Below are 20,451 nucleotides of genomic sequence, written 5' to 3'. Positions count from 1 at the left end.
AATACGGCCCGCTCCCTAGCCAGTCTAGCAACAGCCATGCCGAGCACCCTGCTGTCGAGAACCTGGCCCGGCTAGGCGCGGCCGAGAGCCTGCGTCAGCACCGGCACCGTCAGCTCACGCTGCCACGGGCGCGCGCCGCCGGTGACCAGGAACTCCTCGATCACCACCGCTGCGTCCGATGCCGTAGGTTTCCAGTCCCAGCACAGCCGGCGCACCAGTTCCGGGCTGATCAGGTTCTCGGTCGGCACGTGCACCTGCTCGGATACGGCACCCAGCGCGGCGCGGGCGGCCTCCAGTCGCGCGGCCGCCTCGGGCTTGCGCCGCGACCAGCGCGAGGGCGGCGGTGGGCCGCTGGCGGATTCGCCGGCTTCCAGCGGCTCGGGGTTGTCGCGTGCAGCGGCCAGCGCTGCCAGCCAGGTCGCCGCGCTGCGCCGTTGTTTGGGTCCGCCGAACACCGGCAGGGCGAGCAGCTCTGCGACGGTGGTGGGGTTGGCGACGGCCGCAGCGATGATCGCCGAGTCGGGCAGGATGCGTCCGGGCGCGATGTCACGGCGCGCAGCGATCTGGTCGCGGACCGTCCAGAGCTCTCGGACGGCGGCCAGGCCGCGCCGATCGCGCACCTTGTGAATGCCCGACGTGCGCCGCCAGCGGTCCCGGCGTGTCGTGGTGGTGAAGTCGGTCACCCGGACGTGATTGAACTCCTGTGCCGCCCAATCGGTTTTGCCCTGCTCGGCCAGCACTTCAGCGACCGCCTGGCGCAGTTCGATGAGCACCTCGACGTCGAGTGCCGCATAGTTGAGCCAATCGGCGGGCAGCGGTCGCTTCGACCAGTCGGCGGCACCGTGGCCCTTGGCCAGGCCCAGTCCCAACAGCCGCTGCACCATTGCGGCCAGATTGACCCGGTCGAAGCCGGCCAGCCGCCCGGCCAGTTCCGTGTCGTACAGCGCCTTGGGCCACATACCGACCTCGGCCAGGCAGGCCAGGTCCTGGTCGGCGGCGTGCAGAATCCACTCGTCGTCGTCGAGCACTTCGGCGACTGGGCGCAGCAGGGCAGCCGGATCCTCGCCGGCGCCGACCGGGTCGATCAGCACCGTCCCGGCGCCGGCTCGACGGATCTGGATGAGGTAGGCCCGGTTGGAGTAGCGGAAGCCCGACGCCCGCTCGGCATCCACGGCGAACGGGCCGTGGCCGCCTGCCAGCAGGTCGGCGGCGGCACCGATCTGCCTGCGGGTGACCGACACCTCCGGCACCCCATCGGCAGGATGCGGCAGCGGTGTCGGCTCGGGCTCTTCGGTGACGGCCGGTTCGGTGGTCTGCTCGGACATCTCAGACGCGGGTTCGCGAGCTCAGATCGGTGATCCCGACCGGCGGTAGGCCCGCGGCGTGTTCCAGCACCTCACAGAAGGCCTGGACATGTGTGCCCAGCTCCGGGGTGGTTGCGGTCCACGACGCGCGCAGCTCCAACTGGTGACCCCGCGGTGGGCCGGAGATGTCGCCGTACCGAACCGACGTGGTGGCCGTGACGGTCCCACCCAACGCGGTGACGTGTTCGGTGCGGGCACCCAGCGCCTCGACCAGCCAACTCCAGGCGACCTCGGGCAGCAGCGGGTCGATCGCCTCGTGCGGGTCCAGGTCCGCCTGAATGAAGGCCACCATCCGCATGGTGCCGTCCCAGGCGTCGGTGCCGTCGGGGTCGTACAACAGGATCAACCGGCCGAAGGCATCGCCGTCGGAGTCTTCCGGGATGAAGTCGGTCTCGGGGTGCTTGACCTCGGCGCCCAGCGCGTAGCTGTACGGCGCCAGGCGCTGCGGCGGCCGGATCGGGCCCAACTCGATTTCCGACCGCACGGTTGCGGCGTGCATCGTTGCCACCGCTTCCCGAAAGGGGGCAGGCTCGGCTGATGTCACTGGTGCCGCTCCTTAACTGATTTGCTGTGCGCCACGTCGCCAGCGGCCGGCACACAAGGTTCTGTTGCGCACCGCCGCGACGCGGGTCACCGATTCTCACGCTAACCCCCGGCGCCGGTCGACGCAGACAGGCGCGCCGAATAGGCGGGACCGCCGCGCGAAACGGCACGGTTCGGCCTGCGGCGACCCGGCGTGGCAGCATTGAGCTCGATGAGTGCCCGTCGTGAACTGCCTGATTCCCCGTACCTGGCCGCCGCTACCGGCCGCCAACCCAACCGGATGCCGGTCTGGTTCATGCGCCAGGCCGGTCGATCCCTGCCGGAATACCGTGAGCTGCGCGCCCAGCACAGCATGCTGGCGGCCTGTTTTGACCCCGAACTGGTCTGCGAGATCACGCTGCAGCCGGTGCGCCGCCATGACGTCGACGCGGCGATCCTGTTCTCCGACATCGTGGTGCCGCTGCGTGGCGCCGGGGTGGATCTGGACATCGTCCCCGATGTCGGGCCGGTGATCGCCGACCCGGTGCGCAGCGCGGGTGACGTCGCCGCCCTGCGGCCGTTGGACCCGCAGCAGGTGACGGCTGTGGCCGCGGCGGTATCGCTGCTGGTGGACGCGCTCGGAACGGTGCCGCTGATCGGCTTCGCCGGCGCGCCGTTCACCATGGCCTCCTACCTGGTCGAGGGCGGGCCCAGCCGGACGCATGCCCGCACCAAGGCGATGATGCTGGCCGATCCGGACACCTGGCATGAGTTGATGACGCGGCTTACCGACCTGACCATCGCGTTTCTGACGGTGCAGCTCGACCACGGTGTGGACGCCATTCAGTTGTTCGACTCCTGGGCCGGAACGCTGTGCCTGGCCGACTACCGGCGCTACGTGGCACCGCACAGTGCCCGGGTGTTCGCCGCGCTCGCCGACCGGGAGGTGCCGATGACGCACTTCGGCGTGCAGACCGGCGAGCTGTTGGGGGAGATGGCGGCCACCGGCGCCACCGTCGTCGGGGTGGACTGGCGTACCTCGCTGGCCGACGCCGCCGCGCGGGTGGGCGCCGGTCGGGCCTTGCAGGGCAACCTGGACCCGGCGGTGCTGCTGGCGGGCTGGCCGGCCGTGGAGCGTGCCGCCAAGGCCGTCGTCGCCGACGGCCGTGCCGCCGTTGCCGCCGGAGCGTCGGGGCACGTGTTCAACCTCGGACACGGCGTGCTGCCGGAGACCGACCCCGGGGTGCTGACCGACCTGGTATCGCTGGTTCATTCATTGTGACCACGTCGTACTGCGTCGTCGGGGGCGGAATCTCCGGTCTAGCCGCCGCCCACCGCCTGCGGGCGACACTCGGCGACGCAGTCGACATCACCATCTTCGATCCGGCCGATCGGCTCGGTGGGCTGCTGCGCACCGAGACCCTGGGCGGGATCGGGGTGGACGTAGGTGCCGAGGCGTTCGTCGCCCGGCGGCCCGAGGTCCCGGCCCTGTTGGCCGAGCTGGGTCTGGCCGATCGGCAGCGCGGTACCACCGGAGTGCGGCCGTTGCTCTACAGCCGCCGGCTGCTGCATCGGCTGCCGCCGGACACCCTCAGCGGGATTCCTTCCTCACCGGAGTCGATGGCCGGGCTGGTCGACACCGAAACCCTCGCCCGGATCGCCGGCGAACCCAGCCGCCCATTGGCGTTCGAACCGGGCAGCGATCCGGCGCTGGGGGCACTTGTGGCCGACCGGTTCGGGGCACAGGTGGTCGCCTGCTCGGTGGATCCGCTGATCGGCGGGGTGTATGCGGGTTCGGCGGCAACCGTCGGGCTGCGCTCGGCGGTCCCGGGCCTGGCCACGCTGCTCGATGAGGGCGCGTCCAGCCTGACCGAAGCGGTGCGGCGGGCACTGCCCGCGACCACCGGTGTGCCGGTGTTCGGCGCGATCACCGGCGGGTATCAGGTGCTGGTCAACGCACTGGTGCGTAGCGCCAGGCTGCGCTGGGTGCAGTCGGCGGTGACCCAGATCGACCCGGCCGGCGACGGATGGCTGTTACGAGACGCCAGTGGCGGCCATCATCGCGCCGATCGGGTGGTGGTCGCGGTGCCCGCCCCCGTGCTGGCCCGGCTGGCCACCGGGTTCGCGCCGCGTGCCGCGGCAGCGGCCAGCCGGATCGGCAACGCATCCTCGGTGGTGGTGGCAATGGCGGTACCTGCCGGCGCGGCGTTCCCGAACAACTCCGGGGTACTGGTTGCTACCGGGGAGCGGCTGCACGCCAAGGCGATCACCCTGACGTCGCGCAAGTGGGGCGACCGGGGGTACGGCGGCCGGGTCGAGGTGTTGCGGTTGTCGTTCGGTCGGTTCGGCGACCCCCGCACCAGCGCGTCGGACGCGGAGCTGGTGGCGTGGTCGGTGCAGGACTTGGAGGCCGTCTTCGGTCTCACGATGGACCCCATCGACGTGCGCGTGCAGCGCTGGCCTGCGGCTATGCCGCAGTATCGCCCCGGCCACGCCGCCCTGGTGACAGGGCTGCGCGCGGCGCTGCCACCGACCGTGGCGGTCGCCGGCAACTATCTCGACGGCATCGGCGTGCCGGCCTGCATCGCCGCGGCCGACCGGGCCGTGGCGGCCGTGATCAGCGCCACCCCGGCGCCCTAGCGAACTTCACAGCGCATCGTGGCAGCATATGGGCCATGGCGCACCTCGACTACGACAAGTTGAACTCCACTCTCCGCTACGTGATGTTCTCGGTGTTCTCGGTGAATCCGGGTGGACTCGACGCGGGTTCGCAGACCCGAGAGGAGATCGCCGACCAGGTCGCCACCTTCTTGAAGCAGCAGGAGGAGCGGGGCGTGGTGGTCCGCGGGGTGTACGACGTCGCCGGCCTGCGCGCCGACGCCGATTTCATGATCTGGACCCACGCCGAGCGCATCGAAGATCTGCAGGCCACCTACGCCGGTTTCCGTCGCACCGCACTGGGCCGGGCCTGCGAGCCGGTGTGGAGCAGCGTGGCGTTGCACCGGCCGGCCGAGTTCAACCGCAGTCATGTCCCGGCGTTCATCGCCGGTGAACCGGCAGGCGCCTACGTCTGCGTGTACCCCTTCGTGCGGTCGCTCGAGTGGTACGTGCTGCCCGAAGAGGACCGCCGCAGGATGCTGGCCGAACACGGCATGGCGGCCCGCGAGTACAAGGATGTGCGGGCCAACACCGTGCCCGCGTTCGCGCTCGGCGACTACGAGTGGATTCTGGCGTTCGAGGCGCCCGAACTCGACCGGATCGTCGACCTGATGCGCGACCTGCGTAACACCGAGGCCCGGTTGCACGCCCGGGAGGAAACCCCGTTCTTCACCGGCCCCCGGGTCGAGGTCGAGCAGTTGGTGGCGTCGCTGCCGTAGCGGCCCGCTACGAGCTCGGCACCAACCGCAGACAAATGCTGTTTATGCAGTAGCGCTGGTCGGTGGGGGTGGGGTAGCCCTCGCCGGTGAACACGTGGCCCAAATGGCTGTGGCAGGACGCGCACAGTACCTCGGTGCGCCGCATCCCCAGCGAGTCATCCGAGCGCAGTATCACCGCGTCCGAGTCGGCCGGGTCGAAGAACGACGGCCAACCGCAGTGCGAGTGGAATTTCTCTGTGCTGCGGAACAATTCGGCACCGCACGCCCGGCACTCGTAGACACCTTCGGTGGTGGTGTCGGTGTATTCGCCGGTGTTCGGCGGCTCGGTACCGGCGCGGCGCAGTACCGCGAACTCTTCGGGGGTCAGTTTCGCGCGCCACTCGTCGTCGGTGAGCGACACCTTGGGAGAGGTCATGCCTCCACGGTAGCTTTCGGCTGTTCGGCCGTCAGCCAGGCCGGATCGATCCCGTCGTCCAGGCGGCCCTGCTCCTTGGCGTCCAGGTAGCGATAGCACAGCACCGTGCAGATCACGATCAGCAGCAGCGACCAGCCGTAGGTGATCTTGAGGTAGTCCAGGGGCCGCCCGATGTTCATCCACCGGAAGATCAGCCACTTGTCCAGGGTCATGAACCCGTAGACCCCCAGCCAAGCCGGCCAGTTGCGCAGCACCGAGTTCGGCAGCACCACGGTCATCAGGAACGGGAACAGCACGATCGAGTAGTAGCCCTGGCCCAGCGAGAGCACCAAAAACGACGTCGTCAGCAGCACACCCGAGGAGGTCAGCATCCAGAACCGGGGGTCGCGGGTGCGGTAGTAGCGGTACAACAGCCACAGGCTGACAGCGGCCAACACGGTGAACAGCACCCGCATGAACAGGATCAGACCCGACGGCAGCCCGAAGAACACGCCGTTGCCCAGGATCGAGGAGTTGAAGTAGTCGCGGGTGCCCATGATGTAGGGCACCGTCTGGGTGAAGTAGCTGTTCGGATCGCTGGCCAGCGGGAACGCCACCACGTTGAACAGCACCGGCACCGCGATCGCCCCGACGAACGGCCGCCACTGCCGGCTCAGCAGCGGCAGCAGCAGCAGCGGTATCAGCACTGGCTTGACCACAATGGTCAAACCGATCGCGACACCGGCCCACCACTGGCGGCTCGCCCGACCGTCGAGCAGCCAGCGCAAGAACAACACCTCGGCCAGCAGGATCACGCCATTGATGTTGGTGAATACCAGTGTGCTGCTCACGCTTTCGGTGAGGAACATCGCCGCTAGCAGGGCCGGCGCCGCGACCGAGCTCAGCCCGAATCCGAGCATCCGCAGCAGCAGGTAGGCGGCCAGCACGATCGCGATCGTGTTGGTCGCGATGAAGGTGTAGCGCGACAGGGTCTCCGGCAGGTACCCGAACGGTGACATCAGCAGGGTGCCGCCGGGGGAGTACAGGTAGTGCGGATCGACGTAGTCGAAGTGCTCGTTGTAGATGTCCAGGCCGTGTCGGAAGTTCAGCACCGCCCGGTACACCGGTTTGAAGTCATCGGTGATGTTGCCGTTGAGCGGCAGCACGATGGCGCGATGGATCAACGACATGATGGCCACCGGCCACAGCACCGAACGCAGTACGGTCGCGGTGCTCGGCGGGGACGTGGGGGGCCGGAACGCGGCCTGTAGGGCGGTGCCCGCCCGGTGCATCAAGGAGTCGGCTGCCGTCACCAGCGAACCGTACCCCGGACCGGTCCCAGGAGTCCGGATCAGGCTGGGTCAGGCCGGGCAGTAGACGTCGGTGTCGGGCAACTTGCCACTGTCGAGGTAGCCGATCAGCGGCGGCAGCGTGCACGACGAGTACACCGCGGCGCCATGCCCGATGCCCTGCCACATCACCCGCTTGCTGGCCGACCCGGCGTTGATGACGGCCGCGGCGGTGGCCGCCACGCCCTCCTCCCCGACAATCGGATCGTTTTGCACCCCCAGCAGCAGGACATCGATCTTGAGTTCCTTCGGCAGGTCCGGGGTGCTGCTGCTGGGCCAGCTCAGGCACTGCGCCATGTCCAGCGCGCCGACCGTGCCGAACTGCGGATATTCCTTGCCCCAGGCGACCACCAGCTCCCGGACCCGGTCTGGCGTCGGCCGATTGAGCGCGTCGGCGCAGGAGTTGACGAAGCGGCCGTCACTGCCGGTGGTGCCTTGGGCCCGGTTGATCAAGTTGTTCAACAGGTTGGGGTCGCCGGAGTTGGCCGACGCCAGGGCCCTGGCCAACTCGTTGGTGGTGTTGACGCGGTCGCCGGTGGGATAACCCAGGGCCGTGACGATCGCGTTGGTCACCGCGGCCACCGAGGCGCCGCCCGGACCATGACCGGAGCGGGCGGCGTCCAGCACCGCGTTGACAGCGCCCTTCGGGTCCGGGCCCAGCGCACAGCTCACCGCGACGCACTGCGCGGCGAACGCCTCAAAGGCCGCCTGCTGGCCCTTCACTCGTTCCTCGGCGGCGGATTCGGCGGCGGCTCCGAGCGGGATGGGGGAGTCCAGTGCCAACCGGGCCACCTTCCCCGGGTGAGAGCCGGCGTAGGCCAGGGCGATCTGAGCGCCATTGCCGATACCGATCAGCGACAGCGCGGGGATGTCCCAGATGCTGCGCAGCCGTTCGAGATCGGTGGCGGCATGGGTGTTGTCGTAGGAGGACTCGCCCGGCGAAATGGAGTCGGTGCAGTCGGTGGTGGCCTCCTGCGTGACCGTGCCCAGACTGGCCACTGGGTCGTCGCCGGGGGCGAACTGCGCCTGGTTCCACATTTCGTCGCGCTGGCTGCGGTCGCGGCAGTCCACCGGACTCGACATCCCGGTGCCGCGCCGGTCCACCGCGACGATCGGGTGGCTCTTGAGCACGTCCGCGCCGGCCCGTGCCAGCCAGATCGGCAGCTGCATCGACGACGGCAGATCCCAGCCGGTGGTGAACACCACGGGGCCGGCGTCGCCGGGGGTCTGCACCGACCGGGCCCGCACCACCCCGATGCTGATCGCCCCGGAGCCGCCGCCGAGTGGGTCGACGTCGGCGTCGTAGCTGGCGCAGTCCAGCCGCACCCCTGGCGTGGCGGGCAGCGCCGCGTCGCCGAAGACCCGGGCGGTGCAGTCATGCCACGGAAGGTCGTTCTTGGGCACCTCCACCGGGGGCGGTCCAGCTTTGTCCGAGGTGGACTCGGGTTGCCCCTGGGGGCCCGCGCCGGAGTTGGTTGCGAAACGCGGGTCGGCGGCCAGCCCGGGCGCGCAACCGGCCAGCAGGGGCGCGGACCCGGCCAGTACGGCGGCAGCCGTCACCACCGCGACCCGGGCGAACCTCGAATAGCTGGTCATGCCTGTCACCTTATAGGCGCGCGCTTTTGACGTAGCGGCCGTAGAGGTAGCCGGATTCGTCGGCGAGCAGATGCGCACAGCGCATCGGCGTCGTCAGCTCGCCCGGACCGGTGGCGATACGGCGGGCCAGGCCACCGACCAGATAGGGGGCCATGGTCAGGCAGAGCTCGTCGAGCAGCTCGCGCTCGATGAACGATCCCAGCAAGGTCGGTCCGCCTTCGGTGAGGACCCGGAACTGTTCGCGCTCCGCCAACGCGGCCAGCACCACGGCCTCGTCGACCCGCCCGGGGTCATCGCCCGAGCAGTCCAGCACTTCGGCGTACCCGGTCAGTCGCCGCCGGGTGTCGTCGGCGACCGCGGAGCAGGTCAACACCAGCGGAGCCAGCTCCGTGTCGTTGAAGACCCGCAGGTCTCGGTCCAGTTGCCCGGACTGGGTCACGATCGCCAGCCGGGGTAGTTCGGACTGTCCGCGGTCGCGGCGGCCCTGGCGCTGGGCAACACCGAGCCGCGCCCCGCCGTAATTCTCGACCCGGACCGTGCCCGCACCCACCAGCACGATGTCGGCCAGCGCCCGCAGCAGCATGAACAGGGAACGATCGCCGGACCCGGCCAGCCCGCCGGAGGTGCCGGCCACCGTGGCTCCACCGTCAAGGCTGCCGATGAAATTGGCCCGCACCCACACGCGTGGAGCATCGGTTTCGGGATAGGCGTACAACCGGCCCAGTTCGCCGTCGTCGATGGGCGCCGTGGAGCCCAGCAGGGTGAATCCCGGGTCTGCGCTGAGGTCGGACATGGCCTCGATTGCACCATGTGACTACAGTTCGTGCGTGCCCAATCCAGCCGCTGAGTCGATCGACCACCTGGTAGACCGGCATCCGGCGGTGTCGCCGGAACGGTTGATCGCGCAGCTCAAGCCGCCCCCGACGTTCGCCGGCGCCAGCTTCGCCAGCTACCGGCCAGACCCGGCGCAACCCAGCCAGGCGGCCGCCGTGACCGCGTGCACCGCGTTCTGCGCGCAGGCGCTGACCCGGCGTGCGGGGCGGCGCAAGCTGTTGGGCAAGCGCGAGGTGTTGCCGGGGGTGGGTATCTACCTCGACGGCGGTTTCGGTGTCGGCAAGACGCACCTGCTGGCCTCGATCTACCACACGATCACCGACACCGGGTCCGCCGAGCCGCATCAAACGGCGTTCGCGACATTCATGGAGCTGACCCAGTTGGCCGGGGTGTTCGGTTTCACCGAGTGCATCGAATTGCTCGGCGGCTACACCGTGGTGTGCATCGACGAATTCGAACTCGACGATCCGGGCAACACCACCTTGGTGTCGCGGCTGTTGTCCGAATTGGTGGCGCGCGGGGTCTCTATCGCCGCGACTTCGAACACGCTGCCCGAACAGCTCGGCGAAGGTCGCTTCGCTGTGCAGGACTTTCTGCGCGAGATCAGTGCGCTGGCAAGCATTTTCACCCCGGTACGCGTTGACGGTCCCGACTATCGGCACCGGGATCTGCCACCGGCGCCCGAACCGCCCTCAGCCCAGCAGGTCACGCAGCGCGCAGCAGCGCGGCCCGGAGCGACACTGGACGACTTCGACGGGCTGTGTGTCCACCTGGCCACCATGCATCCGTCGCGCTACCTGACCCTGATCGAGGGCGTCACCGCAGTGTTCCTCACCGGTGCCCATCCCATCGACGACCAGAATGTGGCGCTGCGATTGGTCGCCCTCACCGATCGCCTGTATGACGCCGGCATCCCGGTGGTGGCTTCCGGCGCCAAACTCGACCAGATCTTCAGCGCCGAGATGCTGGCCGGTGGTTACCGCAAGAAGTACCTGCGGGCCACCTCGCGACTGCTCGCGCTCAGCAGCGGGGGTTAGCGAGGCTCGACGCGCGTTAGCTCACAGATTCCACTGCGCCAGGCGCAGGCCGGTGTTGCGCGACAGCATCACCACGTGGGTGACCAAGCCGCGGTAGACATCCCAGTAGACGCCACCGTCGACGGTGGAGCCCGCGGGAGCGTTGGTGAGCACCGCGTCCAGCGTGGTCGGGTCGTCGGTGTGCTTGGACACGTAGGCGTCGCCGCCGGGTGTGACACCGTCGAAGGTGACCGAGGCCGCCATGATGTAGGGGTTGGGTACCGAGATCGGGTGGACGGTTACATTCGCTCGCCACGGACCACCCTGGTTGCGCCAGCGGGGCGTGCCGTTGGCGCCCCAGCCCGGGGGGATCTCACTGGGCACCACGTCGTGCACCGTGACATCGGCGACGATCGGACCGAAGGCCTCATCGTGGTAGGAGATGCGCAGCGTGTCGCCGAGGCGACCGATCGGCGCTTCGGGGGTGGTGGTCGGCGTGGCGTTTCCGGCGGCCGGCGCTACCAGGGCTGCCAACGCGGTGACGACGGAAGTGACCAGGGCCAGAATCCAGCGATGCATCATGTCCTCTTCGTTTGCTTCTGGGCATGATGGCACATCGGCATCGCGGGTGCAGCAGCCTTGGCCCGCCACGTCCGCAGTTGGCTGGTTTCGGCGGTCAGTTCGTGGTTTCCGAACCGGGGGAACCCAGCTTCTCGGTGATCACCTCGAGCGCGCGAGCCAGATCGGTTTCGGCCCGCTCCCGGTCGACTCCCGCGCGATGCAGGGGGCCGCTGCCCTCCTCGGCTTCCAGCAATGCCAGCAGCAGGTGCTCGGTGCCGATGTAGTTGTGGCCGAGGCGAAGTGCGGTGCGGAAGGTCAACTCCAGCGCTTTGCGCGCCGGGCCGTTGAACGGGATCAGGGCGGGCGGCTCGGCGTCGCCGGGCTCAAGGGCGACGGCGGCAGCAACGGCTTCCGGGTCGACCTGTTGCGCGGTGAGCAGCGCGGTGGCCAGCGCGTCGGGATCGTGCAGCAGGCCCAGGACCAGATGATCGGGGGTGATCTCGGCGTTGCGTGCCCGGTGCGCGGCGTTCTGGGCTGCCACCACGGCACTGCGCGCCCGCGGGGTGAAGCGGGCGAAGCCCTGTTCGGGATCGAGCGTGGCGGCCTCAGGGCGCGGAACGAACTTCTTCTGCGCCGCCTGCTTGGTGACGCCCATGCACTTGCCGATCTCGGTCCACGACGCTCCCGATCGGCGCGCCTGGTCGACGAAGTGTCCGATCAGATGGTCGGCGACCTCACCGAGGTGTTCGGCGGCCAGCACGGCATCGGTCAACTGTTCTAGGGGGTTGTCGTGCACGCCGGTGATGGCGTTGATCAGGTCGTCAAGGCGGACGGACTGTGTGAGCGGGGTGGGATCAGGCATGTCGTCAACCTTAGGTTGACGACATGGGGTACGTCAACCGTTAGTTGACGCTGGGGGGCGGTGTGGCGCGACTGGGGGAGGGAAACAGCCATTCCCCGAAGCCGTCGGCGAACCCAGACGACGGGGCGTACCTGACTTTCGCCGGGCTGACATCGGCAGGCAGGGCGAACGCCACGCAGCCGGTTGCGGACTCGCCGGGGGCGATGTGGAACATGCCGGAGTCGAAGTTCGTGCACTCGCGGACATTTTTGAGATTCGGCGCATAGCGCTGCCCGTCCGAGCCGAACGCCCAGACGTTGGTGTTGATGTCGCCGTTCATGGTTGCGGTTCCCGGGTTCGCGATCGTGAACCGCGTCGCGATGTAGGTAGTGCCCGGGTCGCCGGGGCCAGGCGTGACGGTCGCGGGGTTGATCACCTCGTCCAAGGTGACGGTGACGGTGCTGCCGTCGGCTCGGGTGAGGTTCAGGGTGTCGCCGGTGTGCCCGGCGGGTTTCGGGGTGGCCGGGCTCGCTCCGTCGGAGGTGTCGGCCGGGGGCGGCGCGCTCGTCGAGTCGGTATGGCTCGAACAGGCCGCTGACATGGCGACAGTCAAGGCGAACACCGACAGGGTGACGATGGGTCGATTCATGGGGCCACCTTTCGTAATTCCCCCTCCTGCATTGTTAATGATTGTGCTGCTTACCGGCTGATGACCTCGGCCCGACCCGGGATTCGGGCTCGATCTCCGCAGGTGCGGATCTATGGAGTGTGATCTTCGTCATAGCTGCTTGGTGCTCGTGCCGAAGGCGCGCTCGGGGGCAGTGGGGTCGAGGCGGGGCTCGGGGGTCTGATCAGTCGCGGCCGCGTCGGCGCGGTGCTCCAGGCGGCCAAGGCCTAATACTCAGAGACGGAAAAACCCCTGTCGTCACGGGGCGGCGGCAGGGGTTTTCGCAATGTCGAGTCTGGTGCGCGGTACTGGGATTGAACCAGCGACCTCTTCCGTGTCAGGGAAGCGCTCTCCCGCTGAGCTAACCGCGCTTAGAGCCTTGGGACGGAGGTGGAGACGGGAATCGAACCCGTGTGCACGGCTTTGCAGGCCGTTGCCTCACCACTCGGCCACTCCACCGCAAGGGGTTGATGCCACTTGACACCCTCGAGCGGATGACGGGATTCGAACCCGCGACCCTCACCTTGGCAAGGTGATGCGCTACCAACTGCGCTACATCCGCGTGCCTCGGGCGAGATCGTCGCCCGGTGCCTGCAGAACATTAGCGGAGAGATGTGAGACAGCACAACTCCGCATGTCAGCACGGCGATTCGCCTGAAAACCGGCCTGCGCATTGATACTTAGCGGGTCCGGCGTGCTAGTGTTCGTCCTCGTTCATCCGGTCTCGTAGCTCAGGGGGAGAGCGTCCGCCTCACACGCGGAAGGTCGCTGGTTCGATCCCAGCCGGGACCACAAGAGAGCCACCTGGAAACAGGTGGCTTTTCTCGTTTTTGGAGCCAGCCCGAGTGGCCGGCGGTGCGAGGATGAGGCCGTGTCAACGGCGGCGCCCCGCACGGAGGAGCGGGCGGGGTCGGATTTGCTAGCCCGTGCTCGGCCGGGGCCCGCGGCATTGGTGATCGAGGGCGAAGCCGGCATCGGCAAGGTCACGTTGATGATCAGTGCCACGGACGTGGCTGGCTCTCAAGGATTCTTGGTGCTGTCGGCGCATGGGTCTGCAGCGGAAGTCGATTCTGCCTTCGCTGCGGTCGCTGACCTGCTCAACGGGATCGACCAAGCGATGCTGGGGGGACTGCCCGGCGCCCAGCGCGTTGCGCTGGACCGGGCGCGAGACGTGCCACCCCGGCAGAGCCGGACATCGACGAACGGGCCGTCGCCGCGGCGTTCTGTGCGGCCGTCGAGCGCCTCAGTGCGAGATCGCCAGCGTTGCTGGCTTCGTGTCACGGTCGGTGTCGCTCAATCTAATCTCGCCGACTTGGCGCAGTGGTTGACCGTTCGCAACCCTGCGATCGCCACACGTGTTCGGATGGGCCCTTAGAGCGCACGATGGCGCACCACCAGCGGCTCTCAATGCTCGCCGTCGAACTGTTTCTGGCCGAGAAGACCATCGAGAGCACGCTGTCGAGTGTGTACCGCAAACTCGGCGTCCACACCCGGGTCAGACTGGCCGCTGCGCTTGAGGCCAATGATGTGACGTGATCGCCACATCCAGCTCGGGCCCCGACGTAGGCTGCCACGATGACCATGCCGACTGGAATTCTGCGGTCCGTGCGTGTCGCCGCCACGGTTCTCGGTTTGTGCGCCGCGGTCGCGGCCGGCTCGCCGGTGACCGCTCAGGCGGGGTTTTCGGCCGCGCAGGTCAAACGGGCCCCGGCCGGGTCTCCGGTCGGCACGGCGACCATGACGGTCCTCGGGTCTGCCGACGGGCCGGTCAATATCAGCTATCGGATCAACGGTGGCCCGCAGCAGACCGAGTCGAACGTGACGCTGCCGTGGGAGAAGAGTTACCCGGTCTACGACGAGGTCGAGACTTCGGTGACCGCCGACGGCGGGGATGCGGCGCTCAGCTGCACCATCACCATGGACGGCATGCTGGCGGCGTTCAAAACCGAAGCTCACCCCACGTGTAGCTTCGCCTACTACGGATGAGCGCTGGCGCAATGGTGGTCAGCGCAGATGGTCGTTGAGGGTGCCGTCGGTGCCGAACAAGCGTGAGCGCCAATGATCAAGCAAGGCAACGGTATCCACATCGTCAGGGTGAAATCCGGGGCGTAGGTAGACCGCCGCGTCGCGCAGAAATCCGCGGAAGAAAGGCCCGCGGTACAGCGCGGCGATTCCCCGTAACGCCCGCCGCGGTTGCCGCCGTGCCGCAGGGTCGCGGGCCAGCGAGACGACCAGCCCAAGGGCGATGAGCGGAACGGTGGCGGCGATCACCACCGCCATGGCCATGATCCGGACCGCCTCGGAACCGCCGACGGCGCGATAGAGGTCAAAGGCCACCGACTTGTGCTCAAGTTCCTCCACCGCATGCCAATTCAGCAGATTCCACACCTCAGGCGTCCCCGGAATGGCCTGAATCTCGGCGTTGGACAGGATGCGCTCGGCCAGGACCGCGGTGTAGTGCTCCAGTGCCGCGGTCTGGGCCAGGTGCACCATGGCCGGGGTCCGTTCCTCGGCGCGAATTCGCCAGCGGTGCACGGCATCTGAATCCTGCCAGCGGATCGGATAACCCTTGTCGGCGAGGACGGCGTTGAGCCGGCGGTGCTCCTGGCCATGGGTGGACTCCTGACCGATGAACCCCGCGACCTGCTTCTTCAGCACCGGGTCGGTAACGCGATCGGCAAAGCGGCGCACCGAGCGAATGAAGGATTCCTCGCCCGCCGGAAAACCACCGGACAATCCGGCCAGGAAGTGGCTGAGCACCATGTCGTCGTCGGCGAAATACTTGCCGTAGCCATCGGTGTTGTCGAAGTCGTCGTCGAAACGGAAACGGATCCGCCGAGTCCGTGGATAACTCGGGCCCGAGCGCGGTCGCCGTTGGCGTGTCATGGGGCCGAGCGTAGCTAGCACCGGGCGCTCGGGCGCGGCGAGTTTGTCCCGGCCTTGGCGACGGTGGTGGAGATGTAAACCTGAGGCGATTCGTTTAATGGTCCCGTCGCCCCGCGTAGGCGTTAGGCGATCATCGGGTCGATCGCAGACCGGGGCACCAGCACGTGTAACCCCCCGGCCGAGGCGGGCAACAAGACGCCCTGGTCGAAAAAGAAGATCACCCCGTCGTTGGCGACGGCGAAGTTCTGATAGTTGGCGGGGTCGTATAGCGCGGCTTGCGCGAACGGTAACGGTGGTGGTGCCGTGGTGGACGTGGCCGTGGTCGACTGTCCTGGTGGTGCGGGCGGCGGAGCAAGTTGTTGCTGCAGCTCAGTTTGGACGATCGGGGCGACGGTCTTCAGCGGATCGTCCACCTGCCACAACGGCGCGTGTTCTTTGTCGTCCGGCGCCGCCGAGTAGGTGATCGCCTTGCGGTAAGTCTGGTCCCAGTTGAACGCCTTGTACGTCGTCTGTTGCTGCGCCCCGCCGAGATTCTGGTCCACCGTGAACACCACCGCTTGCGTGCCGCGCGGGGGGATCGACGAGCTGTATTCGGTTGGCTTGATGCGCAACTCGTACGGTGTGCTGTGCGGCGCGCCGGACTTGGCCGAGTTCAAGAATGCGTCGCGGGTCGCGGCGATGTACTCGGCGACCGCCTTCTGGTCGGGGTAGTTCAGCGGCATGCTGATGTCGACGACATACCCAGGGTCGGAGACCTGGATCTCACACGTGCGGCCGGTACTGCCCCCGCGGAGCTCGGCGCAGTAATCCTTCGGGGCCGCTGCAGCCACGGCCACGCCGCCGAACGTGACCGCAACCGTCGCGACCCCGGCCACGCTGAAAGCCCGCATGGGTGAGACCTCCTAGCAAAGGCGGCAACGCGCCGCGAGCAAAGATTAACCCCGAAGCCCACCTGACGTGCGGCTTCGTCAACTACGGCCAGCGGTGTTCAGGCCATCTCGGGCACGTTCAGATGAGCGATCGCCAAATCGAATTCCGCGACTTCGAGCACTTCTGCGCCGGCGTCGTTGACGGCCCGGGCCCAGATCGCCTGCTCGCTGCTGCGACTGGCCACCAGTGCCGCTCGGTCGTCGAAGCTGACCGACGAGACCGCGCGTCCGGAATGCCGATCCACCAGCAAAGTGGTGCTGCAGAATCCGTGGAGATCCTCCAATTCGGGCATCAACGCCAGCTTGTAGGTGTCGATCATCCGCTCGCAGCCCGCCGGGTCGGTCCGCAGCCAGGTGACGCGTACACCCGCGTGCCGCCGAGACCGGTGATCACGGCGCGCCGCGGCGATCTCCCAGCGGGTGATCTCGGCAGTGGCGTGGAAGATCTCCGCGGCACGGTCGCACATCTGCTGAGCGCCGGCCTCGCTTGCTCGCAAGGTGTCCTCATCCAGCCAGGACGAGGTGACGATGCACCGGCCGGCGTCGCGGTCGACCAGCATGGACATCCCCGCACAGCCGTCCATATCGGCCAGGGCCGGCATCACCACGCCGCGGACGTGGGTGATCCCCTCATCGAGAAAGGAAGGATGGGCGTGAATGGTGGTTGCGCGCGCAAACATAGGGGCCTCCGGGTGATCGGGGCGACGCCCCGGCGGCGCCGCCGGTCCCTTCCACCATGCTCTCGCTTCGGTGCCGGGACAACCCTTATTCGCCCCCAATTCGCTGGCTATTCGGCGACGGGGTCCCGCTGGGCTCGATGTTGGGCGTCCAGCTCCGCGATCTGGGCGCCGACCCGGCCCTTCAGCGCGAGGGTGGCGATCAGCCCGCCGAGCAGCGCGATCAGCAGCGCCACCCAGGAGAACCGCGACAGCCAGTGTTCGGCCGCGACGCCGGCGTAATACACCAGGGCAGTGGTCCCACCGGCCCAGAAAATCGCGCCGGTCACGTTCGCGATCAGAAAGTGCGGGTAACGCATCTTCAAGGCCCCGGCCAGCGGGCCGGCCAGGATTCGCAGCAGTGCCACGAATCGACCGAAGAACACCGCGCTGGCGCCCCAACGGCCGAAAGACCGTTCGGCGAAGGCGACGTGGCCGGGGCCGAAGTGATTCGGGAATCGACGGCCCAGGCGGTCGAAGAGCGGCATACCGAATCGCCGGCCGATCGAGTAGCCGATCGAGTCACCGATCACCGCGCCGATCACCGCCGCCACCGCAACGCCGACCGGGTCGACCCCCAACTCGTGCCGCGATGACAACAGTGCGGCGCCGACCAGCATGAGCTCGCCCGGCAACGGGACGCCCAGGCTCTCTATCCCGATAACCGCGCCGACGAGCAGGTAAACCAGGACGGGCGGGATCGAATACAGCAGGACATCCACCGACATGCGGCCAAGCATGCCTGACGTTGCCCAGGAAAGCCCGTCACGACCGTCGGCGGCCGGCCCATGCTCACCAAGTAGCGTTGCCCAGGCGTTGCGATCGAATCGAGGAGCGGCAGTGGAATTCAACCTCGCCCAAGTGTTCTCGGCAGTGGCGGCGGCCATTGGCGACCGGGACTGCATCGTCTTCGGCGACCGCCGATTCAGCTATCAGCAGATCGAGGACCGGTCCCAGCGGCTGGCGCGCGCACTGCACGAGCGCGGCCTGGGCGCGCGCCGCGAGCGTTCCGAGCTGGCCCCCGACGAATCCGGGCAGAGCCACCTCGCGCTGTACCTGGCCAATGGCAACGAATATCTGGAGGGCATGCTCGGCGCCTACAACGCCCGGGTCGCGCCGTTCAACGTCAACTACCGCTACGTCGCCGACGAACTGGTCTACCTGCTGACCAACGCCTCTGTAGAGGCGATCATGTACCACGCCCGGTATGCCCCCACGCTGGCCGAAGCGCTGCGGCAGGCCGGTGACCGGCTGCCCAAGATGCCGCTGATCCACGTCGACGACGACTCCGGCCACGCGCCGCTGCCCGGTGCGGTCCGCTATGAGGAGCTGCTGGCCACCACCTCCGCCGAACCCTTGGGCCTGGCGTTGTCCCCGGATGACCTGTACCTGCTCTACACCGGCGGCACCACCGGCATGCCCAAGGGTGTGCTGTGGCGCCAGCACGACATCTTCGTTGGCGCCATGGGCGGCCGTCAGTTCGGCACCGGCGCCGTGCCCACCACATTGGAGGAGATCGTCGAACGCGCCCGGACGGCGGCGGCCGCCGGTTCCATGACCGTGGCGCCGTTGATGCACGGCGCAGCCCAGTGGGCCGCCTTCATCACGCTGCTCGGCGGGCGGCCGTTCGTGATGTCGGCGACCACCGATCACTTCGACCCGGTCGGGACCTGGGAACTGGCGGCCAAAGAGCGGGCCGTCTCGCTCTCGATCGTCGGCGATGCCTTCGCACGCCCGCTGGCCGACGCACTGGAGGCCGGCGGCGCCACGCTTGCAGATGCGCTGTCAGGACTGTTCGTGCTGGCCAGCGGTGGTGCGCCGCTCACCGTGCCGATCAAGCAACGGATCTTGGATCTGCTCCCGCAGCTGTCGATCCTCGATGCCGGCGGCTCATCGGAGACCGGCGCGCAGATGGGACAGACCACCAGTCGGGCTCAGGCCTCCACCGGCCGCTTCACCCCGAACCCGGGCGCTGTCGTGGTCAGTGCGGACATGACCCGCATTCTGCAGCCCGGCGACGACGAGATCGGCTGGCTGGCGCAGCAGGGATATGTGCCGCTGGGCTACCTCGGCGACCCGGAGAAATCGGCCCGGACCTTCCCGGTCATCGAGGGCATCCGGCATTCGGTCCCCGGTGACCGGGCTCGTTGGGATGTCGACGGCGGCATCGAGCTGCTGGGCCGAGACTCGGTGACGATCAATTCCGGCGGCGAGAAGATCTTCGCCGAGGAGGTCGAAGCCGCGATCGCCCGTCATCCCGCCGTCTATGACGTCGTGGTGGTGGGCCGGCCCAGCCAGCGATGGGGCAACGAGGTCGTCGCGGTGGTCCAGTTGGCGCAGGGCGCCGACGCCGGGGCAGCGGACATCGTCACCGAGGCTGCCAACTACATCGCGCGCTACAAGCTGCCCAAAGACGTGGTGTTCTGCGCCCAGGTGCAGCGCTCGCCTTCGGGCAAGGCCGACTACCGCTGGGCCAAAGAACAGGCGCTCGCCGCGCACCGAGTCTGAGGGGTCTGAGCGGCGGCCGCTCAGCCGAACTGCGGCTTGCGCTTCTCCCGGATCGCGGCCAGGCCCTCAAGCACGTCGGGACCGGAAAACCCGAGAAACTCCAGCCCCAACGCGGTCTCGAAGGCCGGCGCGAACTGCCGATACCAATAGTTGAGGCTGTGCTTGGTGAAGCGGATCGCGTCTTGGGCGCCGTGCGCCAGGTCGTCGGCGATGCGGGTCGCGGTGGCCAGCACTTCGTCGTCGTCGACGCACTTGGAGACCAGACCGATCCGCTCGGCTTCCTCGCCGTGCAGCGTCTCGCAGGTCAGCAGGTAGTACTTGGCCTTGGCCATTCCCACCAGCAGCGGCCAGCAGATCGCCGCGTGATCTCCGGCGGCAACCCCGAGCTTGGTGTGGCCGTCGATCAACCGAGCGGTGCGCCCGGCCACCGAGATGTCGGAGAGCAGCGCCACCACCAGGCCTGCGCCGACGGCAGGCCCGTTGATCGCCGAGATCACCGGCTTGGAGAAGTTGACCATGTTCAGCACCAGATCGCGGGCCTCGCGCAGCACCTGCATCCGTCCGGCGTGATCACCGACGATCTTCTCGATCAGCTCAAAGCTGCCGCCCGCGGAGAAGGCCTTGCCCTCACCGCGCACCAACACCGCTCGCACGTCGTCGTCGCGGTCGAGAGCCGGCCACACGTCGGCGAGATCGCGGTGCATCTGCGGGCCCACCGAGTTCAGTCCGGGCGCGTCGAGCACCAGCTCCAGCACGCCGTTGTCGCCGGGCTCGAACCGAAGGCTGGGGAAGTCAGAGGAGGCGCGGTAGCGGGGGGCGTCAGTCATCGTTCGTTTCTACTCGACCGCCCCGCGCCGCGGCGCTGCGGCCTCGCGCTGTCGCGCTCGGGGA

The 20,451-nt window shown here is 68.2% G+C and carries 20 protein-coding genes, 4 tRNA genes and 1 pseudogene; 8 read left to right on the top strand and 17 right to left on the bottom strand.

Annotated features, from left to right (window positions below):
* Positions 1–71 precede the first annotated feature (71 nt).
* On the bottom strand, positions 72–1,325 hold the full coding sequence (locus ACKY0X_RS13220) for an HRDC domain-containing protein (RefSeq protein ID WP_409426396.1): 1,254 nt from the start codon (positions 1,323–1,325) through the stop codon (positions 72–74).
* A gap of 1 nt (position 1,326) precedes the next feature.
* Positions 1,327–1,961, bottom strand: a pseudogene (locus ACKY0X_RS13215) (DUF3000 domain-containing protein).
* Positions 1,962–2,118: 157 nt separating this feature from the next.
* Between ACKY0X_RS13215 and hemE the strand changes: the two are divergent.
* From hemE to hemQ, 3 genes are read left to right on the top strand one after another with little or no spacing between them, the layout of a single operon-like run.
* Positions 2,119–3,168, top strand: coding sequence for a uroporphyrinogen decarboxylase (gene hemE, locus ACKY0X_RS13210; protein WP_409426395.1), 1,050 nt, complete (start codon positions 2,119–2,121; stop codon positions 3,166–3,168).
* Positions 3,162–4,526: a protoporphyrinogen oxidase gene (locus ACKY0X_RS13205; RefSeq protein ID WP_409429623.1), complete on the top strand. Its 1,365-nt coding sequence runs from the start codon at positions 3,162–3,164 to the stop codon at positions 4,524–4,526. Before hemE ends, ACKY0X_RS13205 begins: the two co-directional genes overlap by 7 nt.
* 35 nt (positions 4,527–4,561) lie before the next feature.
* Entirely contained in the window at positions 4,562–5,263 is a 702-nt protein-coding gene (gene hemQ / locus ACKY0X_RS13200; protein WP_046283635.1) for a hydrogen peroxide-dependent heme synthase, read from the top strand.
* Positions 5,264–5,270: 7 nt separating this feature from the next.
* Here the strand turns inward: hemQ and msrB are convergent, their stop codons facing one another.
* The 4 genes from msrB to ACKY0X_RS13180 all read right to left on the bottom strand — a co-directional run bounded on the left by msrB (position 5,271) and on the right by ACKY0X_RS13180 (position 9,395).
* The gene (gene msrB / locus ACKY0X_RS13195; RefSeq protein WP_065040374.1) at positions 5,271–5,678 is read right to left on the bottom strand and encodes a peptide-methionine (R)-S-oxide reductase MsrB; all 408 of its coding nucleotides are present in this window, start codon (positions 5,676–5,678) and stop codon (positions 5,271–5,273) included.
* Positions 5,675–6,949 carry an arabinofuranan 3-O-arabinosyltransferase gene (aftC, locus tag ACKY0X_RS13190; protein WP_409429622.1) on the bottom strand — a complete coding sequence of 425 codons (1,275 nt, stop codon included), beginning with the start codon at positions 6,947–6,949 and terminating at the stop codon, positions 5,675–5,677. Before aftC ends, msrB begins: the two co-directional genes overlap by 4 nt.
* 69 nt (positions 6,950–7,018) lie before the next feature.
* Complete coding sequence (locus ACKY0X_RS13185; protein ID WP_409426394.1) at positions 7,019–8,602, bottom strand: alpha/beta hydrolase; 1,584 nt, start codon at positions 8,600–8,602, stop codon at positions 7,019–7,021.
* Positions 8,603–8,612: 10 nt separating this feature from the next.
* Entirely contained in the window at positions 8,613–9,395 is a 783-nt protein-coding gene (locus ACKY0X_RS13180) for a pyrimidine reductase family protein (protein WP_409426393.1), read from the bottom strand.
* Between ACKY0X_RS13180 and zapE the strand changes: the two genes are divergently transcribed.
* Positions 9,394–10,473, top strand: a complete 1,080-nt coding sequence (gene zapE / locus ACKY0X_RS13175; protein WP_409426392.1) for a cell division protein ZapE — start codon at positions 9,394–9,396, stop codon at positions 10,471–10,473. The genes ACKY0X_RS13180 and zapE overlap by 2 nt on opposite strands.
* Before the next feature lie 21 nt (positions 10,474–10,494).
* Here the strand turns inward: zapE and ACKY0X_RS13170 are convergent, their stop codons facing one another.
* The 6 genes from ACKY0X_RS13170 to ACKY0X_RS13145 form a co-directional block, all read right to left on the bottom strand.
* Entirely contained in the window at positions 10,495–11,031 is a 537-nt protein-coding gene (locus ACKY0X_RS13170) for a hypothetical protein (protein ID WP_064891277.1), read from the bottom strand.
* A gap of 97 nt (positions 11,032–11,128) precedes the next feature.
* Complete coding sequence (locus tag ACKY0X_RS13165; protein WP_409426391.1) at positions 11,129–11,875, bottom strand: Clp protease N-terminal domain-containing protein; 747 nt, start codon at positions 11,873–11,875, stop codon at positions 11,129–11,131.
* 40 nt (positions 11,876–11,915) lie between these two features.
* Positions 11,916–12,503, bottom strand: coding sequence for a hypothetical protein (locus tag ACKY0X_RS13160; protein WP_409426390.1), 588 nt, complete (start codon positions 12,501–12,503; stop codon positions 11,916–11,918).
* 314 nt (positions 12,504–12,817) lie between these two features.
* Positions 12,818–12,892: transfer RNA gene (locus ACKY0X_RS13155), tRNA-Val, on the bottom strand.
* A gap of 17 nt (positions 12,893–12,909) precedes the next feature.
* Positions 12,910–12,980: transfer RNA gene (locus ACKY0X_RS13150), tRNA-Cys, on the bottom strand.
* Between the two features lie 30 nt (positions 12,981–13,010).
* Positions 13,011–13,083, bottom strand: a tRNA-Gly gene (locus tag ACKY0X_RS13145).
* Positions 13,084–13,241: 158 nt separating this feature from the next.
* On the opposite strand from ACKY0X_RS13145, the gene ACKY0X_RS13140 reads away from it, so the two are divergent.
* The 3 genes from ACKY0X_RS13140 to ACKY0X_RS13130 all read left to right on the top strand — a co-directional run bounded on the left by ACKY0X_RS13140 (position 13,242) and on the right by ACKY0X_RS13130 (position 14,507).
* A tRNA-Val gene (locus tag ACKY0X_RS13140) sits at positions 13,242–13,313 on the top strand.
* Between the two features lie 591 nt (positions 13,314–13,904).
* Positions 13,905–14,057: a LuxR C-terminal-related transcriptional regulator gene (locus ACKY0X_RS13135; RefSeq protein ID WP_409426389.1), complete on the top strand. Its 153-nt coding sequence runs from the start codon at positions 13,905–13,907 to the stop codon at positions 14,055–14,057.
* Positions 14,058–14,096: 39 nt separating this feature from the next.
* Positions 14,097–14,507: a hypothetical protein gene (locus ACKY0X_RS13130; protein ID WP_409426388.1), complete on the top strand. Its 411-nt coding sequence runs from the start codon at positions 14,097–14,099 to the stop codon at positions 14,505–14,507.
* Between the two features lie 18 nt (positions 14,508–14,525).
* Here ACKY0X_RS13130 and ACKY0X_RS13125 read toward each other — a convergent pair whose 3' ends face one another.
* From ACKY0X_RS13125 to ACKY0X_RS13110, 4 genes are all read right to left on the bottom strand, one after another.
* The gene (locus ACKY0X_RS13125; protein ID WP_409426387.1) at positions 14,526–15,407 is read right to left on the bottom strand and encodes a metal-dependent hydrolase; all 882 of its coding nucleotides are present in this window, start codon (positions 15,405–15,407) and stop codon (positions 14,526–14,528) included.
* Between the two features lie 122 nt (positions 15,408–15,529).
* Positions 15,530–16,297 (bottom strand): esterase, encoded by a 768-nt coding sequence (locus ACKY0X_RS13120; protein WP_409426386.1) that lies wholly within the window; start codon positions 16,295–16,297, stop codon positions 15,530–15,532.
* A gap of 98 nt (positions 16,298–16,395) precedes the next feature.
* Complete coding sequence (locus ACKY0X_RS13115; RefSeq protein ID WP_409426385.1) at positions 16,396–17,016, bottom strand: hypothetical protein; 621 nt, start codon at positions 17,014–17,016, stop codon at positions 16,396–16,398.
* Positions 17,017–17,123: 107 nt separating this feature from the next.
* Positions 17,124–17,780 (bottom strand): DedA family protein, encoded by a 657-nt coding sequence (locus ACKY0X_RS13110; protein WP_409426384.1) that lies wholly within the window; start codon positions 17,778–17,780, stop codon positions 17,124–17,126.
* 112 nt (positions 17,781–17,892) lie between these two features.
* On the opposite strand from ACKY0X_RS13110, the gene ACKY0X_RS13105 reads away from it, so the two are divergent.
* The gene (locus tag ACKY0X_RS13105; RefSeq protein ID WP_409426383.1) at positions 17,893–19,560 is read left to right on the top strand and encodes an acyl-CoA synthetase; all 1,668 of its coding nucleotides are present in this window, start codon (positions 17,893–17,895) and stop codon (positions 19,558–19,560) included.
* Between the two features lie 20 nt (positions 19,561–19,580).
* Here ACKY0X_RS13105 and ACKY0X_RS13100 read toward each other — a convergent pair whose 3' ends face one another.
* Positions 19,581–20,387, bottom strand: coding sequence for an enoyl-CoA hydratase/isomerase family protein (locus ACKY0X_RS13100; RefSeq protein ID WP_409426382.1), 807 nt, complete (start codon positions 20,385–20,387; stop codon positions 19,581–19,583).
* Positions 20,388–20,451: the final 64 nt, after the last annotated feature.

This window comes from Mycobacterium sp. SMC-11, assembly GCF_046250095.1.
Classification (GTDB): domain Bacteria; phylum Actinomycetota; class Actinomycetes; order Mycobacteriales; family Mycobacteriaceae; genus Mycobacterium; species Mycobacterium heraklionense_A.
This window is presented reverse-complemented; position numbering and strand designations above follow the sequence as displayed.

What these genes read in the sequence shown, in the direction of transcription:
- ACKY0X_RS13220 (WP_409426396.1), bottom strand. Translation starts at nt 1,325, where the DNA reads ATGTCCGAGCAGACCACCGAACCGGCCGTCACCGAAGAGCCCGAGCCG.
- hemE (WP_409426395.1), top strand. Translation starts at nt 2,119, where the DNA reads ATGAGTGCCCGTCGTGAACTGCCTGATTCCCCGTACCTGGCCGCCGCT.
- hemQ (WP_046283635.1), top strand. Translation starts at nt 4,562, where the DNA reads ATGGCGCACCTCGACTACGACAAGTTGAACTCCACTCTCCGCTACGTG.
- msrB (WP_065040374.1), bottom strand. Translation starts at nt 5,678, where the DNA reads ATGACCTCTCCCAAGGTGTCGCTCACCGACGACGAGTGGCGCGCGAAA.
- aftC (WP_409429622.1), bottom strand. Translation starts at nt 6,949, where the DNA reads ATGCACCGGGCGGGCACCGCCCTACAGGCCGCGTTCCGGCCCCCCACG.
- ACKY0X_RS13185 (WP_409426394.1), bottom strand. Translation starts at nt 8,602, where the DNA reads ATGACCAGCTATTCGAGGTTCGCCCGGGTCGCGGTGGTGACGGCTGCC.
- zapE (WP_409426392.1), top strand. Translation starts at nt 9,394, where the DNA reads ATGGCCTCGATTGCACCATGTGACTACAGTTCGTGCGTGCCCAATCCA.
- ACKY0X_RS13180 (WP_409426393.1), bottom strand. Translation starts at nt 9,395, where the DNA reads ATGTCCGACCTCAGCGCAGACCCGGGATTCACCCTGCTGGGCTCCACG.
- ACKY0X_RS13170 (WP_064891277.1), bottom strand. Translation starts at nt 11,031, where the DNA reads ATGCATCGCTGGATTCTGGCCCTGGTCACTTCCGTCGTCACCGCGTTG.
- ACKY0X_RS13165 (WP_409426391.1), bottom strand. Translation starts at nt 11,875, where the DNA reads ATGCCTGATCCCACCCCGCTCACACAGTCCGTCCGCCTTGACGACCTG.
- ACKY0X_RS13160 (WP_409426390.1), bottom strand. Translation starts at nt 12,503, where the DNA reads ATGAATCGACCCATCGTCACCCTGTCGGTGTTCGCCTTGACTGTCGCC.
- ACKY0X_RS13135 (WP_409426389.1), top strand. Translation starts at nt 13,905, where the DNA reads ATGGCGCACCACCAGCGGCTCTCAATGCTCGCCGTCGAACTGTTTCTG.
- ACKY0X_RS13130 (WP_409426388.1), top strand. Translation starts at nt 14,097, where the DNA reads ATGACCATGCCGACTGGAATTCTGCGGTCCGTGCGTGTCGCCGCCACG.
- ACKY0X_RS13125 (WP_409426387.1), bottom strand. Translation starts at nt 15,407, where the DNA reads ATGACACGCCAACGGCGACCGCGCTCGGGCCCGAGTTATCCACGGACT.
- ACKY0X_RS13120 (WP_409426386.1), bottom strand. Translation starts at nt 16,297, where the DNA reads ATGCGGGCTTTCAGCGTGGCCGGGGTCGCGACGGTTGCGGTCACGTTC.
- ACKY0X_RS13115 (WP_409426385.1), bottom strand. Translation starts at nt 17,016, where the DNA reads ATGTTTGCGCGCGCAACCACCATTCACGCCCATCCTTCCTTTCTCGAT.
- ACKY0X_RS13110 (WP_409426384.1), bottom strand. Translation starts at nt 17,780, where the DNA reads ATGTCGGTGGATGTCCTGCTGTATTCGATCCCGCCCGTCCTGGTTTAC.
- ACKY0X_RS13100 (WP_409426382.1), bottom strand. Translation starts at nt 20,387, where the DNA reads ATGACTGACGCCCCCCGCTACCGCGCCTCCTCTGACTTCCCCAGCCTT.